Source organism: Moraxella sp. E33BD (genome assembly GCF_041807865.1).
GTDB classification, from domain to species: domain Bacteria; phylum Pseudomonadota; class Gammaproteobacteria; order Pseudomonadales; family Moraxellaceae; genus Moraxella; species Moraxella haemolytica.
Map to the genome: position 1 here is coordinate 18,507 of NZ_JBGTZD010000015.1, position 14,397 is coordinate 32,903.

Genomic DNA, 14,397 nt, shown 5'->3' on the forward strand with positions numbered 1-14,397 from the left:
TTAAGGAACTTATTTATAGGAATATCTTGAATGAAACCAACCCAATTAAGCGCTCTTTCCCTTGCTCTCACTGCCTGCCTATCTTCAGGCATGGCTTATGCAGATGACGATCAGAATCAATCAAAAAAACTAAATTATCCGCATACACCTATTCATCAAGACAATCTAGACCCATTTTTGCATGGCGAATTTGGTATGTCATCAAATACAGCCGGTATAAAAAATGCGGTGCATAGCTCCAACCCTCATGCTCCTGATGATGGTATCGATCACTATGCGTCAGGCACTCAAGTTGATAAATATCGTTGGCTTGAAGATTATGATAATATCGATCCTCGCATCAGCAAAGAAACCAGCGAAGATAGAGAAAGAAATTTTATCGGTACTCGCCAAGAAGACGATAAACCCTTAGCACAAGAAACCATCAAACACCTGCAAACTGTACCACCAAAAACCTCAAGTAAGGTGAATGATTGGGTCAATGCACAAAATGCTGTTACTGAAGATTACATCTATCAACTGCCCATCTACGAACAGCTCAAAAAAAATACCGATGCGATAAAGAATGTTGAAAGTACAATCAGCAGAGTCTATCGCAAAGATTTAGGTGAAATTCGTACTTATCGCCACGCCGATGGTTTTCGTCGCATTGAGCTGATCGGTCTAGATGGCAGACGCACCGAGATTGTCAATGAAGCAAATCTGTCTGCTGATGGCAAAAAAGCTCCTGATGGCAAAGCAGCGATGCGTGGGACTAAAGTAAGTAAAGATGGTACTTATGTCTCTTTCTTTGTTCGTCAAGGTAGTGCCGACTCTGACCCTTGGTTCTTGCATATTGTTAATACCAAAACAGGGAAACTTGCCACACCGATTATTGGTCGTATCAGTCGTACCAACCCAGCCATGAAATGGTTTGACGACAACACCATCTACTATACAGCGGCCGAGCAGTATCGTTCACTTGTATTCTATCGTGAGATTGGTAAAGAAAAATTCAATGATCCGATCGCCGTTCCTTTGTCTTATGTTGATGGTGCTAGCATTAACAGCATTGACTTTGATGGTGAAGATAAACGCTACATCATCATGGACACTTGGGACAGTGCTGACTCTGTCTACATCATCGACAGAAAGACAAATACCTCCTATCGTCTGCACGACAAGAAATTCTTTGATGAAGTTTTTAAATACGACTCATCTTTTAACAACAACATCTTGGCAAAACTTGTACATTTTGACCCAGAAACTCGTGATGTTTGGATCATCAGTGGTGAGAACAACCGCAAAGGCGAAATCATCAAAACCAATCTGGATAATCTAAAAAGACGAGAAGTGGTACTAACCACACCAGATGAATTTGACATCATGCGTGAGGCTTATTATCACGAAGAAGGTGATGGTTATTTCTTGGTGAGCTACCTACAACATGGTGTTAGCCGTCTTTTATTGGTTAACATGAAGACAGCCGAAACCAAAGAATTAACCCCAGTACAAGGTGCAGGTTACATCTCAAAATTATCAGGTAATGTCGTCGGTCAAGACGAAGATGATGAGGAAGATAAAGAAGCTAAAAAGCACGACCCTGAGGCTTCTGAGAACTATGTCAAGTTCCGTTTTAGCAACCCTACTTTCCCATCGACTGATTATAAATACAGCATCAGTAAAGATAAGTTTTTAGATATCCGTCGTTATGACCTTACACCATTTGATGATTCTCAGTTTGAGACTAAGCTAGTATTTTATACCGCCAATGACGGCACAAAAATACCGATGAACATCAGCTACAAAAAAGGCATTAAACTTGATGGCAACAACCCAACATTGCTATATGGCTATGGTGGTTATGGTGTCATTTATGACCAACAGTTTGGTTTCCCAGCCAACCCAATGTGGCTAGAAAATGGTGGTGTATGGGCCCACGCTTTCATTCGTGGTGGTGGTGAGTACGGCGAAGCATGGCAAAAAGCTGCTGAACACGATAAACGCTTGGTGGGTTATGATGATTTCGCCTCAGCTGCTGATTATCTAAACAGTGCAGGTTACGCCAACCCTGATCATCTTGGTATCATTGGTGGTTCTAATGGTGGTCTATTGGTTGGTGCAGCAATGGTTCGCCACCCTGAGAAGTATCGTGTGGCATTCCCACAAGTTGCTGTATTTGACCAATTCCGCCATGAAAAAGCAGGTATTACTCAATACTGGATGAAAGAATACGGTACGCCTGAAGAAGGTCGTCATGTATATAATGTTTTGATGAGCTACTCACCTTATCAAAAACTGACTGCCGGCACATGCTATCCTTCAACATTGATTCAAACCTCAAAACGAGATGACCGTGTTGTACCATCTCACTCATATCGTTTTACTGCCAAATTGCAAGAGGTTCAAAGCTGTGATAGACCTACCCTACTGCACGCTGCAGAAGATCAAGGTCATAGCCCTAACACCTATGCTGAACGCATAGAAGATGAATTGATGACCATCACTTTTGCGTTCAACGAAATGGGCGTTACAACTGTGCCAAATCTTGAGGTCAGACCAAGTGCTGATGACTTGAAGACCGAAAAATGGCGTGCTGAAGATGCTCAAAAAGAACAAGAGTATCTCAAGTACAAAGAACAGATGAAATAACCCCAAACAAAAACCGCTCAAACAGTTGAGCGGTTTTTTAATACCTCCATCAAGAGGTGATGATTGATAAATCAAGTCTAGAAAAGGTATAATAATCCCAAAATCAGCCGATAGCCAATGCCAAAGGGGTAAGCCATGAATCCTTATGCCAATCAAGAACCTTTACATTTTTCTGAGGTTCGCTTCGATGAAACTCTCATTGAGAAATACAACCGCCAAGGTCCACGCTACACCTCCTACCCCACCGCCCTTGAATTTACCCCCATCGCTGATGGCATGGAGCAATCCATCCTAACAAACAAGAATGAACAAACAGCCATATCACTGTATTTTCACATTCCGTTTTGTCGCCATCTGTGCTACTACTGTGGTTGTAACAAAATCATCACCAAGAAAAACAGCGATGCAGGCGACTACCTAGAGTATCTTATCAAAGAAGTCAAACATAAAAAATCCCTACTCACCCACAAACCAATCGTCAAACAGCTTCATCTAGGTGGCGGTACACCGACTTTTTTTAGTGATGATGAACTGGTGCAGTTGTGGCATTTTTTGCAGGCGGAGTTTAGCTTCGCTGATGATGGTGATTACTCCATTGAGATAGACCCAAGAGAGCTTGGCGAGCATACATTACGCACGCTACGCAACTTGGGTTTTAATCGCCTAAGCTTTGGCGTACAAGATCTAGAAGAGCAGGTACAAATCGCCGTCAACCGCATACAGCCAGAAGCAATGGTACGGCAGGTCATGAATGAAGCAAGAGAGCTTGGTTTTGAGTCAATCAATATTGATTTGATTTATGGGCTACCACATCAGACAATCGAGAGTATGGCAAGCACAGTGGCACGCATCATTGATATTGCCCCAGATAGACTATCGGTATTCAACTACGCCCACCTACCCAATCGCTTTGCACCACAGCGCCGCATCAAAGAAGAGCATCTGCCAAGCCCTGCTGATAAACTCACCATGTTTGGCAACACCATCAACGCCCTAACCGATGCAGGCTATCAATACATCGGCATTGACCATTTCGCCAAACCCACTGACACCATGGCAATCGCCCAAAGACAAGGCGAGCTACACCGCAATTTTCAAGGTTATGCCATACTGGGCGAATGCGACCTACTGGGCTTTGGTGTGTCGTCCATCAGTCAGATTGGTCGCCATATCCTACAAAACCACACCGATTTAAACGAATACAAACGCATGATTGATGCCAATCTACTGCCTGCCATTAAGCACATAGAATCCAACCCAAAAGACGAACTGCGTCGTCATGTCATCATGAATCTGCTTTGTCATGATCGTTTAGACTTTGCTGAAGTGAGCGACCGCTTTCATATTGATGCCAAGAGTTATTTTGATAACGAACTTGCTCAGCTAAGCGATATGCAAGCCGATGGCTTGGTGAATATCACATCAAAGGGCGTGGATATTTTACCAAAAGGTCGTATCCTAGGGCGTAGCATCGCCATGGTGTTTGATGAATATCTAGCAACAAAGCACGCCAACCGCTTCTCCAAAGTGATTTAAATCTATATAAATCAAGCTCAACACCAAAAATAACCCAATCACCCCAAAAAAACACCCCAAAAAAACCGCTCACGACATAAATGTGGAGCGGTTTTTTAGATGGGTTTATTCATACAAATAGTATTAAGCAAGTTATTTATCTGTTTTGGGTTTTTTCTTTCGCAAAGACGCAAAAATCCCTTCATGTTCAAACTTTGGCACTCTTAGCGTCATGGTGTTAGATAAGATATCATGCACCGCCAACCCACGGCGATTAAACCAACAAAAGATATAGTTAAACAACAAGCCAAAAAACGCACTCAATAAAATCGCTAATCGAGAACCGTGCATCAACGCACCAACCACCACAAACACAATAGGTAGCACGCAAGCACTAATGATTCGCTTAAAGCTATCACCCCAAGTCAGTAGCTTTCCTTCGCTCGTTACCGTCTTTAATCGCCAAGTCTGCATACCTAAAGTTTGTCCAGATTTTCGCCAAAACACCCCATAAAACCCCACCAAAGTCAGCACAAACGCTGGTGTCATCACACCATTTTGATACCACTCTGGCAACGCCTTGGCGTCCTCAATCGTTGTGCCGACATCTACAAAAATCAATGTGCCAATCACCGACAGCACCGTTCCTGTCAAAAACAGCATCGCCAAAATCAACATACCATCATACAGCATGGTAAATAGACGAGTGATGGGCATAGCGATGACAATCGGCTCATCACGAGCAGTGGCGATTGTTGGGGTTGTATGAGCTTGGGTGGTCTTGGTCATATTTTTTTGATACATCATCTGTTGATTCGTATTGCGTATTTTAACACGAAATCAGCAAATTTACCCATTGGACAAATAAAATACAAAATAAAAAAACCACCAAAACTATTTAGCTTTGGTGGTTCTCTATAATATGGCACACCCGGAGAGATTCGAACTCCCGACCCCTTAGTTCGTAGCCAAGTGCTCTATCCAACTGAGCTACGGGTGCGTGATTTATCAAGATATTCAACTTAGTGTTGTCGTCTTGATGGTGGGCTATTATACTATAATTTTTTAGTATGTCAAGCCTTTTTTTAATTTATTTTTAAAATCTTTATGGACTAGAAAAATAAATGGCGGTGACGGAGGGATTCGAACCCTCGATACAGTTTCCCGTATGCATCCTTAGCAGGGATGTGGTTTCAGCCACTCACCCACGTCACCGTTTTACAAAATCCTGTGATAAATCACAGTATGTTGTGGGCGATAATTATAGCAAAATTTTCATGATTTGCAAGTAGTTTTTTCAAAAATTTCTGACAAATTTCTATATTTATTGTCATTTTATTGCTTGATGATTTAATTTTTATCACCCACCGCCCACTCATCGCTTTTTTTGGTGAAAAATATTCACTTAGGTAGATTTTTTGTTATGATATGATTTAGTTTAATAGAACTCTTAAGGACATCTCATGAATACTACCAATATCGTCAATACCCCTACCATGCGACCTGTGGTACTGTGTTTTTCAGGGCTTGACCCATCTGGCGGTGCAGGTCTGCAGGCAGACATTGAATCCATCGGAGTGGCAGGTGCACACGCAACAGTCGCTTGCACCGCCATCACAATACAAAGCTCACAAGCGGTTTTTGGCTTTGATGCGGTATCCAGTGAACTGCTAAAGGCTCAAGCGGCGGCAGTACTTGATGATCTGCCCATCAAAGCCATCAAATCAGGTATGCTAGGCACGACAGACAACATTCAAACATTGGCGGATTTATTTAAAAGTGGTCGTATTCCCAAAGACATACCTTTTGTGTTAGACCCTGTACTCGTCGCCAATTCAGGAGGCAGCCTAGGTGATCAAGACACGCTTGTCAAGGCGTTTACCGCACTATTGCCTTATGCCACACTCATCACACCAAACACACATGAACTGCGTGCTTTGGCAGGTCTTGATGATTTACACGATTGTGCCAAAAAACTAAACCAACAAGGCGTGCGTGCGGTACTTGTCAAGACCTCGCACGATTTTCATGATGGTGATATTAAGCAGTTTTTATATGTTGATGAGCAGATTGTGCACACCAGCATCATTCCTAGATTAACTGGTGAATTTCATGGCTCTGGCTGCTCTTTGGCCAGTCATATCGCAGGACGACTGGCAATGGGCGATGATCTGATCGACGCCATCAAGCATGCCGATGCTTGGATCATCAGTACACTAAGGCACGCTGACACTCCTCACCCCAATACGCCATCAGCCCAGCTGATTCCCAATCGGTTTATTAACAACCCAGTTTAGTATGGCTGTTTGCGTTGATAAATAATTATATGCAAAAAAAATTATCGGTAAAATTTTTAATCAATCAAAATACCTTGATTTTTATTCAAAAATACATTATATTAAATTTGAACGCAAGGGCGTCGGAGTTCTAAGTTAACCGAGATTGCGTTTTATAGTACCAAAATCCGCTTGTATGGTAGCATATAGGCGGATTTTATTTTGGTGGCTTGTTGTCATCACCTTTAGGAATGACTGAAAATAGCTCTATTTTCGGTTGTTTTGCCGTCATCTCAAAAATCGCCCAATCCCAAACCATATTTCCATAGCCATCATCTCTTAAAATAGTACTTTTTAGCACCTTGTTGTTTTCAACAATACTGCTCTTTGCCATCGCACTTTCAATCTGTTTTATTAGATCGGATATTTTATAGCCATCTTGGATAACTCAGCTATTATAGTGATGCCTCCCCATGTATAAAATCTCATTGCATTGAACAATGGGCAAATCTTTTTCGGTTTGTTTTTGATTGATTGTGGTTAATTGTTCATCAGTTAATTTACCTATTGCGACAAATTTAGGGCGTTCACCATTTTGCAGTTATTCCAAATTGGTACGGATAATATCTAAGGCATTTTTATACAGTGGCATCGATCACCATTCCTACATTTAAATAATAACATAATAAATCAAAAAAACAAGAATTACAAATTTAGTTTGCATCAATAAGTCCATACGCCACTAGGGATATCAGCTCTACTTATATATTTGGGAATTGAAAGTTAAGCCATCAAGAAAAAAGAAATCAACCCATGAGTCAAAAATGTGTTGAGATAACACAAGATGAACTTAATACTTTGATTATTAAAAATTTAGCTAACTTTGAGTATGATAATAAATATAAAACTTAAGCACAAAAAAACACAACTGCTTCGTTGTGTTTTTTTGTGCTTAATACCACTACGCCGTCTGTGGCAAATAAGCCATCTCAAGCAAGCGGATAAATCGCCCTTCAACATCAATAACGGTAATATGCCAATCATTAATCTGCACCTGCTCACCCTCTAGATGACCAACTGAGCCTAATGCCTGCATGACAATCCCACCCATCGTATCAACATCTTCATCATTAAAACAAGAACCCAAAATTTCATTACAATCGCTAATCGGGGTAGATGCCTGTACTAGCCATACACCCTCTTTGGTGGGGTGGGCTATGATGTTGTTAATGGTACTGTCTTCATCAATATCATCATGCTCATCAACGATGTCACCAACAATTTCTTCAAGCAAATCTTCCATCGTTGCAATACCTGAAACCGAACCAAAATCATCTAAGACAACCGCCATATGCACTTGTGCTTTTTGTAGCAATCTTAAAAGCGTATCCGAACGAGCGTTTTCGTTGATATACAAAGGCTTTCTGACAATATCTTTTAGGATAAAAGGGGAATCATCGCCCTTGGCACGCTTTGCAAAAATCGGAATCAAATCTTTAGCCAACAAAATACCAATGACTGCATTGTCATCATGGCTATCAAAGACAGGATAGCGAGAATGCTCTGTCTCAAGTAGCACCGACAGCACATCAGCAATATCATCATCGCTACTGATGGTAGATAACTGTGGGCGTGGCGTCATGATTTCACGCACTTGAGTGGCAGGCAGGTCAAGTACACCCTCAAGCATATCAACCGTATCAGGCTCCAAAAATTGGCGAGAATCCTGCACTAATTTTAATAAATCATCACGAGTTTCAGGGGCAGTGGATAGCCAGCGTTTAAGCCCACGAGTCCAACTGCCCGAATGACTGTCATCAGACATAAAAAGCCTCTTAATCCTTAAAAATCTGCCAAGAAATCAGCAGAAAAATCATGTTTAATGTAGCGGATTTATCAAGATTATTCAAGCGTTATTTTGTAGCAGTTATCTGTATGGTCAAACGCCCACCAACCATCAGACTTTAACCCAGCGAATAATCCGCTCTTCTATCTCATCTTCATCAAAAGCCGTCTCAAGCACGCAGCGACCACGCACCCCCACTTTATTCATGGCAAGCTCGTGCCTTTGCTGACCTGCTAACAAATAATGCCAATGTGGTAAATTTTGCCCTAGATGCAATCGCTTATACGCACAATGTCTAGGTAACCACATCATATTTGCCACCATGTCGGCAGTCAGACGAATGCAGTCAGGAACTTGTGCTTTGCGATTGGCATAATCTGAACAATGCCCTGTCTGGCAGTTTAAAAGCTGGCACGCAACATCTGTGTACTCAGTAAAGCGAGGATCATCATCGTCCAAGAACTTCACCAGACAACACACCCCACAGCCATCACAAAGTGCTTCCCATTCTGCATCGTTCATCTCATGTAGCGTATAACGCTCCCAAAAACGCTCTCTAAGCCCATCTGTTGCATCAATATCTCGCCCATAAATCAAGTCAGACATCAAAGCCATCTCATCATCTTTTTGGGGCATTTGCCAAAATTTTTGTCAGTAACTGCCAATAAACATTCACACTGTCTATATGCACCATCTCTTGAGGTGAGTGGGCATTTTTAATGGTAGGTCCAATAGAGACAATATCCATCTTAGGATAGCTTTGCTTAATCAGACCACATTCAAGCCCTGCGTGAATCACTTTAACAGCAGGCTCATGCCCTAAAATCTGGGCGTACAATTCATTAGTCAACGGCGTAATTTTAGAATGTTGGTCAGGATTCCAACCCACATAACTGCCTGTAAACTCAGCTGAAGCCCCCACCAAAGCAGCCAAACTTGCCAAAACCGAACAGATTGCTTCTTTGCCAGATTCTACCAGTGAACGAACGAGTAAATCAGCATAAAGTCCATCATCTTTTAGATTTACTACACCAAAAGACAAAGAAGTCTCAACCGTATCTTCTGCCACATCAGAATAACGCACCACACCATTTGGCAAAGTATTTAGTAGATGAATGGCTTTGGTGGTATCTGCCACACTCAAAGACCGCTTGGCACTCACAGATTCAAGCACACAAGTACACTTAGGCTCTGCCTTAGCAATCTCACCATAGATGACATCAAAAGCTCGTTGTAACGCTTCTGCCAACTCACTACCCACGCTTTTATCACAGAGCAGATGCACCGTCGCTTCTCTAGGAATGGCGTTTCTTAGCGTACCACCTGCCAGATGAGCAATGGCAAAACAATGCTCAAACTTGGGCAATACATCAGCCAAGATGCGTGCAATAATCTTAATTGCATTACTACGATTTTTATGAATGTCCAGTCCAGAATGCCCACCTTTTAGCCCTTTGATGGTCAAGGCAACTCCGCCATCAAAACCATGCTCATCAACCGTAACAGGCAGATGAATATTGGCATCAATACCGCCTGCACAGCCAACATACACCTCACCTATCTCTTCAGTGTCGGTATTAATCATCATCTTGGCAGACAGTTCGCCTGCTTGTAGTCCAAAGACGCCAACCATGCCAGTCTCTTCGGTCATGGTAAGCAGAACTTCAAGCTCAGGGTGTACCAAATCATCTGCTTCTAGCACCGCAAGACAACTTGCCATACCAATACCATTATCCGCCCCCAAAGTTGTGCCTGTTGCCATCAGCCACGCATTGTCATCAGGGCGAAGTCTGAGCATGATAGGGTCAGTGGTAAAGTCATGCTTGGTATCGGCATTTGCCTGAGGTACCATGTCAAGATGGGCTTGCAAGGCAATCGGCTCATGCCCCTCCATGCCTTTGGTAGCATTTTTTTTGATAATTACATTACCTACCACATCACGCCAAGCTACCAACCCTCGCCCCTTTGCCCAATCAATGATGTGCTTTGCTAACGCTTCTTCATGATAGCTTGGATGGGGAATGGCACAGATTTTGGCGAACCATTGCCAAAGTAGTGGCGAACCAAAGTCTTTAACCACTGCCAAATTATTGTGATAAGCATCAATATTCATTACTATTTCCTATGTATTTACCCAAGCTTATTCTAGCACATTTTATCACCAGTCTGGCAAGTCTTATCCATCAGCCCAATCACATGGTACAATCATCATAAACACAAAAAACCATCTAGCACCGCACATCTAATACAAAGACCGCTAGCCTCATTGCCAATTTTATCTCCAATGATGATGGGCGTTGACCAACAACAAAGTTAAAACCGACTCATCGCACCCGATAATACCACTCATGCTTTATCTTAAAACCAATCTCAACAAGACTTGCCAAAATACGCCCTGTCAGCCCCCAGACAATCTCTGGCGTGCCATCATTATCCACATCATAGACCCAAGCTGGAGTGTGTAGCTTGGCGGACTTGTTGGTCAGTTGTCTATCAAAGATGTGGTCTTTGGGGGCAGTCTTTAACACCTCAAAAGGCAACCAAAAAATCTTGGCAATTTCATCATCATTGGGCACCAGTGTATCCACCACCTTAGCAGACACCGAGACCACCACAGGTCGAACCAGTAGTCCTGTTTTGGAGATTTGCATCGGCAAATAGCCCAAAATATCAGCACTCGCTGTATTTAGCCCAACTTCTTCGCACGCCTCTCTTAAGGCGACATCAGCAGAGCTTCCGTCCATCTCATCACGCTTACCACCAACAAAGGACACTTCCCCTGCATGACTATTTAGCCTGTTTGACCGCCTTGTTAAAAGCAGGCGAGGCGTTGGTTCATCTGTGATGACCACCAAAACACACGCTTGTGGCAAAGGCTTGTTCTTAAGCAGTTGTTCATAATGCCTGATGGCTTGCTCACGAATAAGCCCTGTCAACAGCTCATTATTATCCGTATAAGGCAAGACATCTACTCCCTGATATCCATTTAGTCTGGTAGATAACTCATAAAATCGGTGTTCTGGTGGCACACAGACGGTCTGCTTATCAATAAAATCATTTGTCATTTTAGGTGTTTTCATTTAAACTTAATCAACTTCATTATAACACCAAAACTCAAGCCATGCCCTACTGCTTACACTGTGGCAATCCTGCCTCACACATCATACCTGATGGCGATACCAAAGAACGCCTTGTCTGCCCTGCTTGTGGCTATATCCATTATGACAACCCCAAGATCATCTGTGGCGTACTGGCTGTGCATGAAGGTCAAATTCTGTTATGCCGTCGTGCCATTGAACCACGCTATGGACTGTGGACGCTTCCTGCTGGCTTCATGGAGCTTGGCGAGACGATGGTAGATGGAGCAAAGCGTGAGACACTAGAAGAAGCAGACGGAATGGCAGAAAATACCAAGCTGTATGCCCTGCTTGATTTGCCACAATGGGGGCAAGTTCACGCCATGTATCTGGCAAATCTAAAAGAAGGGAAATTCGGCATTGGTCCTGAAAGTCTAGAATGCCGACTGTTCTATCCACACGAGATAGACATGGACAATCTTGCCTTTGAGACGGTGCGACAGACCATTGAGCGGTATTTGGCGGATAAGGCAACATTGGAGAAACAAGGCAAAGATAGCGATGATTTTGATAATTATCCGCTACATGAAGTCCACCTCGCACAAAAACCATAGAACAATAAAAAAGCCATAGACATCGCATCTATGGCTTTTTTATTACTTGGATAGTACCTTGATTAGATAATACCTCGAGATTTTAGCAAGGCAGTAACATCAGGTTTTCTACCCATGAACTTCTCAAACAATGCCATCGGCTCATCAGATCCACCTTGCGACAGTACTGCATCAATAAAGTCTTGACCTGTCTTGCGATTAAACACCCCTTCTTTTTGAAAGCGTGTAAAACCATCACTAGCAAGCACATCTGCCCACATATAACCATAATAGCCTGCCGAGTAACCACCTGAAAAAATGTGGTTAAAGCTATGTGCCATACGCACCCAATCGGGTTCATTAACCACAGAAATACGCTGACGAATATCCTCACGAATACGAGCAATCGCACCTGTATCGCCTGATTGATATTCGCTATGCAAACGAAAATCAAACAAACCAAACTCAAGCTGTCTAACGATGGCTGTTGCCGATTGATAGTTTTTGGCGGCAGACATTCTATCAATCATGTCTTTAGGTAAAGGTTCGCCTGTCTGATAATGACCAGAAATCAAACCTAGCGTATCCATATCCCATGTCCAATTCTCTAGAATCTGACTTGGGAACTCCACCGCATCCCATGCCACACCATTGATACCAGAAACTGCTCGTACATCTACTTGAGTTAGCATATGATGTAAACCATGTCCAAACTCATGGAATAAAGTTTCAACATCTCTATGCAATAGCAAAGCAGGCTCGTTGCCACTGGCGGCGGCAAAGTTACATACAATCATTGACACAGGCAACTGAATTGAGCCATCAGCCGTTTGATAGCGATTCATCACATCACTATGCCAAGCACCGCTTCGCTTATTCTCTCTAGCAAACAAATCCAGATAAAAAGAAGCAATGTGCTTACCTTCTTTGAATAACTCAAAGAATCTCACCTCTGGATGCAAGACGGACACATCTTTTCTTTCACGCACAGTTAAGCCAAACAGACGATTGGTCAACTCAAACATGCCCGACAGTACTTTATCTACAGGGAAGTACGCTCTTAACATCTCTTTATCAATGTCATAACGCTCTTGCTTGAATTTTTCGGTCAAATAAGACAAATCCCATGGCATCAGCTTATCTGTTTTAGACAACAGTCCTTTGTCTTTAGCATACTCCTCAAGCTCTTGAATTTCCGCTTTAGACTTAGAGTGAGTCTGTAATAACAAATCACCCAAAAAATCAAGCACTTGAGCTGGGCTTTCTGCCATTTTATTTGCCAAAGAATACTCAGCATGAGACTCAAAACCAAGCAGTTTAGCACGCTCTAATCTGAGTTGTACTAGCTCGTTCATGATGGCGGTATTATCCCATTTGCCAGCATTTGGACCTTTATCGGACGCACGAGTTCGGTACGCCTCAAACATTTGTTGTCTTAATTTTCGATCATCAGCATAAGTAACGATGGCGGCATAGCTTGGATAATCCAAGCCGAAGCGATAGCCTAATAAGCCTTTTGACTCGGCTGATTTTTTTGCACTGGCTAAAGCAATATCACTAAGACCTTGTAGCTTTTGTTTGTCTTCAATAACAATCTCAAACCCCATCTCAGAATCAAGCACATTATTACTAAAATCTGTAGATAGCTCAGACAATCTGGTAGAAATTTCAGTATAGCGTTTAGCGTCCTCTCCTTCTAATGCCACACCAGACAGTCTAAAATCAAACAAGGCGTTATCAATTGCCTTTTTTTGAGCTTTCGAATAACTGGCGTATTCTTTACCTTGTTTTAACTGATTAAAGGCATCGTATAGCGGTCGGTGCATACCAAACCATGTATAAAATTCTGTTAACGATTTCTGTGCATCACCATATACCTCTCGCAACGCTTCAGAGTTTTTTAAAGAATGCAACTGACTAATAGTAGACCACACACGCTCAAGTTTGTTTTGAGCATCTTCTAATGGGGCATAGAAGTTTTGCCAAGTAATGCTCTCTTGTGTGGTTAACGCCTTGACCACATTGGTATTATACTCAATCACATAATCAACAGCAGGCTTGATGTGTTCAAGCTGAATGGCGGTAAAGTTAGGCAATCCTACAAAATCAAGCAAAGGGTTGTTTTCAAGCTCCTTGCTTAGCACGAGTGCTGTCGGATTTGCCACACCAAATTTTGGTAAGCTGATGGCAACCAAACTACCTAGACCCATTTGTAAAAAACGACGACGTTCCATAATAATCCTCCTGGTTAAGATTAAACAACTTGTCTTATTTTATCCAATATCAATAAGAGTGGTAGCTAGCTTATGCAAAACTCATCAAAAAGTCAAGGTATTTACCACCCAACCAAAAACCCCCACCATCTCTGGCAGGGGTTTTGGGTTAAAGCTGATGCTTTGTTTTGGTTTGTGTTGGTTTGTTAAAGATTAGCCTTTAACATTAGCAACAACACCAGCACC

At 42.4% G+C, this 14,397-nt stretch carries 11 protein-coding genes and 2 tRNA genes; 4 read left to right on the forward strand and 9 right to left on the reverse strand.

Annotation, left to right across the window (positions count from 1 at the left end; all coding sequences use genetic code 11):
- Positions 1-30 precede the first annotated feature (30 nt).
- Together ACERC6_RS09265 and hemN are read left to right on the forward strand one after the other, a co-directional pair.
- Positions 31-2,631: a prolyl oligopeptidase family serine peptidase gene (locus tag ACERC6_RS09265; RefSeq protein WP_373628820.1), complete on the forward strand. Its 2,601-nt coding sequence runs from the start codon at positions 31-33 to the stop codon at positions 2,629-2,631.
- 135 nt (positions 2,632-2,766) lie between these two features.
- The gene (gene hemN, locus ACERC6_RS09270) at positions 2,767-4,167 is read left to right on the forward strand and encodes an oxygen-independent coproporphyrinogen III oxidase (protein WP_373628821.1); all 1,401 of its coding nucleotides are present in this window, start codon (positions 2,767-2,769) and stop codon (positions 4,165-4,167) included.
- Positions 4,168-4,299: 132 nt separating this feature from the next.
- Here the strand turns inward: hemN and ACERC6_RS09275 are convergent, their stop codons facing one another.
- The 3 genes from ACERC6_RS09275 to ACERC6_RS09285 form a co-directional block, all read right to left on the reverse strand.
- A complete protein-coding gene (locus tag ACERC6_RS09275) occupies positions 4,300-4,857 on the reverse strand; it encodes an RDD family protein (protein WP_284674628.1) in 558 nt (185 codons plus the stop codon).
- A gap of 212 nt (positions 4,858-5,069) precedes the next feature.
- Positions 5,070-5,146 (reverse strand) — tRNA-Arg (locus ACERC6_RS09280).
- 125 nt (positions 5,147-5,271) lie between these two features.
- A tRNA-Ser gene (locus ACERC6_RS09285) sits at positions 5,272-5,361 on the reverse strand.
- A gap of 281 nt (positions 5,362-5,642) precedes the next feature.
- On the opposite strand from ACERC6_RS09285, the gene ACERC6_RS09290 reads away from it, so the two are divergent.
- A complete protein-coding gene (locus tag ACERC6_RS09290; RefSeq protein ID WP_284674629.1) occupies positions 5,643-6,443 on the forward strand; it encodes a hydroxymethylpyrimidine/phosphomethylpyrimidine kinase in 801 nt (266 codons plus the stop codon).
- A 196-nt stretch (positions 6,444-6,639) separates the two neighbouring features.
- Here ACERC6_RS09290 and ACERC6_RS09295 read toward each other — a convergent pair whose 3' ends face one another.
- The 5 genes from ACERC6_RS09295 to ACERC6_RS09315 form a co-directional block, all read right to left on the reverse strand.
- Complete coding sequence (locus ACERC6_RS09295) at positions 6,640-6,816, reverse strand: hypothetical protein (RefSeq protein ID WP_284673431.1); 177 nt, start codon at positions 6,814-6,816, stop codon at positions 6,640-6,642.
- A gap of 567 nt (positions 6,817-7,383) precedes the next feature.
- On the reverse strand, positions 7,384-8,247 hold the full coding sequence (locus ACERC6_RS09300) for a CBS domain-containing protein (RefSeq protein ID WP_373628822.1): 864 nt from the start codon (positions 8,245-8,247) through the stop codon (positions 7,384-7,386).
- Positions 8,248-8,379: 132 nt separating this feature from the next.
- Positions 8,380-8,874, reverse strand: coding sequence for a YcgN family cysteine cluster protein (locus ACERC6_RS09305; protein ID WP_373628823.1), 495 nt, complete (start codon positions 8,872-8,874; stop codon positions 8,380-8,382).
- Between the two features lie 13 nt (positions 8,875-8,887).
- A complete protein-coding gene (locus ACERC6_RS09310; protein ID WP_373628824.1) occupies positions 8,888-10,381 on the reverse strand; it encodes an aminoacyl-histidine dipeptidase in 1,494 nt (497 codons plus the stop codon).
- Between the two features lie 211 nt (positions 10,382-10,592).
- Complete coding sequence (locus ACERC6_RS09315; protein WP_373628825.1) at positions 10,593-11,333, reverse strand: CoA pyrophosphatase; 741 nt, start codon at positions 11,331-11,333, stop codon at positions 10,593-10,595.
- Positions 11,334-11,389: 56 nt separating this feature from the next.
- Here ACERC6_RS09315 and ACERC6_RS09320 point away from each other — a divergent pair, with 56 nt between their 5' ends.
- Positions 11,390-11,959 carry an NUDIX hydrolase gene (locus tag ACERC6_RS09320; protein ID WP_284673435.1) on the forward strand — a complete coding sequence of 190 codons (570 nt, stop codon included), beginning with the start codon at positions 11,390-11,392 and terminating at the stop codon, positions 11,957-11,959.
- A gap of 62 nt (positions 11,960-12,021) precedes the next feature.
- Here ACERC6_RS09320 and ACERC6_RS09325 read toward each other — a convergent pair whose 3' ends face one another.
- A complete protein-coding gene (locus ACERC6_RS09325) occupies positions 12,022-14,172 on the reverse strand; it encodes a M3 family metallopeptidase (protein WP_373628826.1) in 2,151 nt (716 codons plus the stop codon).
- Between the last annotated feature and the right edge of the window lie 225 nt (positions 14,173-14,397).

Coding starts and splice junctions, on each gene's coding strand:
- ACERC6_RS09310 (WP_373628824.1), bottom strand. CDS start 10,381: ATGAATATTGATGCTTATCACAATAATTTGGCAGTGGTTAAAGACTTT.
- ACERC6_RS09265 (WP_373628820.1), top strand. CDS start 31: ATGAAACCAACCCAATTAAGCGCTCTTTCCCTTGCTCTCACTGCCTGC.
- ACERC6_RS09295 (WP_284673431.1), bottom strand. CDS start 6,816: ATGGCAAAGAGCAGTATTGTTGAAAACAACAAGGTGCTAAAAAGTACT.
- ACERC6_RS09290 (WP_284674629.1), top strand. CDS start 5,643: ATGCGACCTGTGGTACTGTGTTTTTCAGGGCTTGACCCATCTGGCGGT.
- hemN (WP_373628821.1), top strand. CDS start 2,767: ATGAATCCTTATGCCAATCAAGAACCTTTACATTTTTCTGAGGTTCGC.
- ACERC6_RS09300 (WP_373628822.1), bottom strand. CDS start 8,247: ATGTCTGATGACAGTCATTCGGGCAGTTGGACTCGTGGGCTTAAACGC.
- ACERC6_RS09305 (WP_373628823.1), bottom strand. CDS start 8,874: ATGTCTGACTTGATTTATGGGCGAGATATTGATGCAACAGATGGGCTT.
- ACERC6_RS09320 (WP_284673435.1), top strand. CDS start 11,390: ATGCCCTACTGCTTACACTGTGGCAATCCTGCCTCACACATCATACCT.
- ACERC6_RS09325 (WP_373628826.1), bottom strand. CDS start 14,172: ATGGAACGTCGTCGTTTTTTACAAATGGGTCTAGGTAGTTTGGTTGCC.
- ACERC6_RS09315 (WP_373628825.1), bottom strand. CDS start 11,333: ATGACAAATGATTTTATTGATAAGCAGACCGTCTGTGTGCCACCAGAA.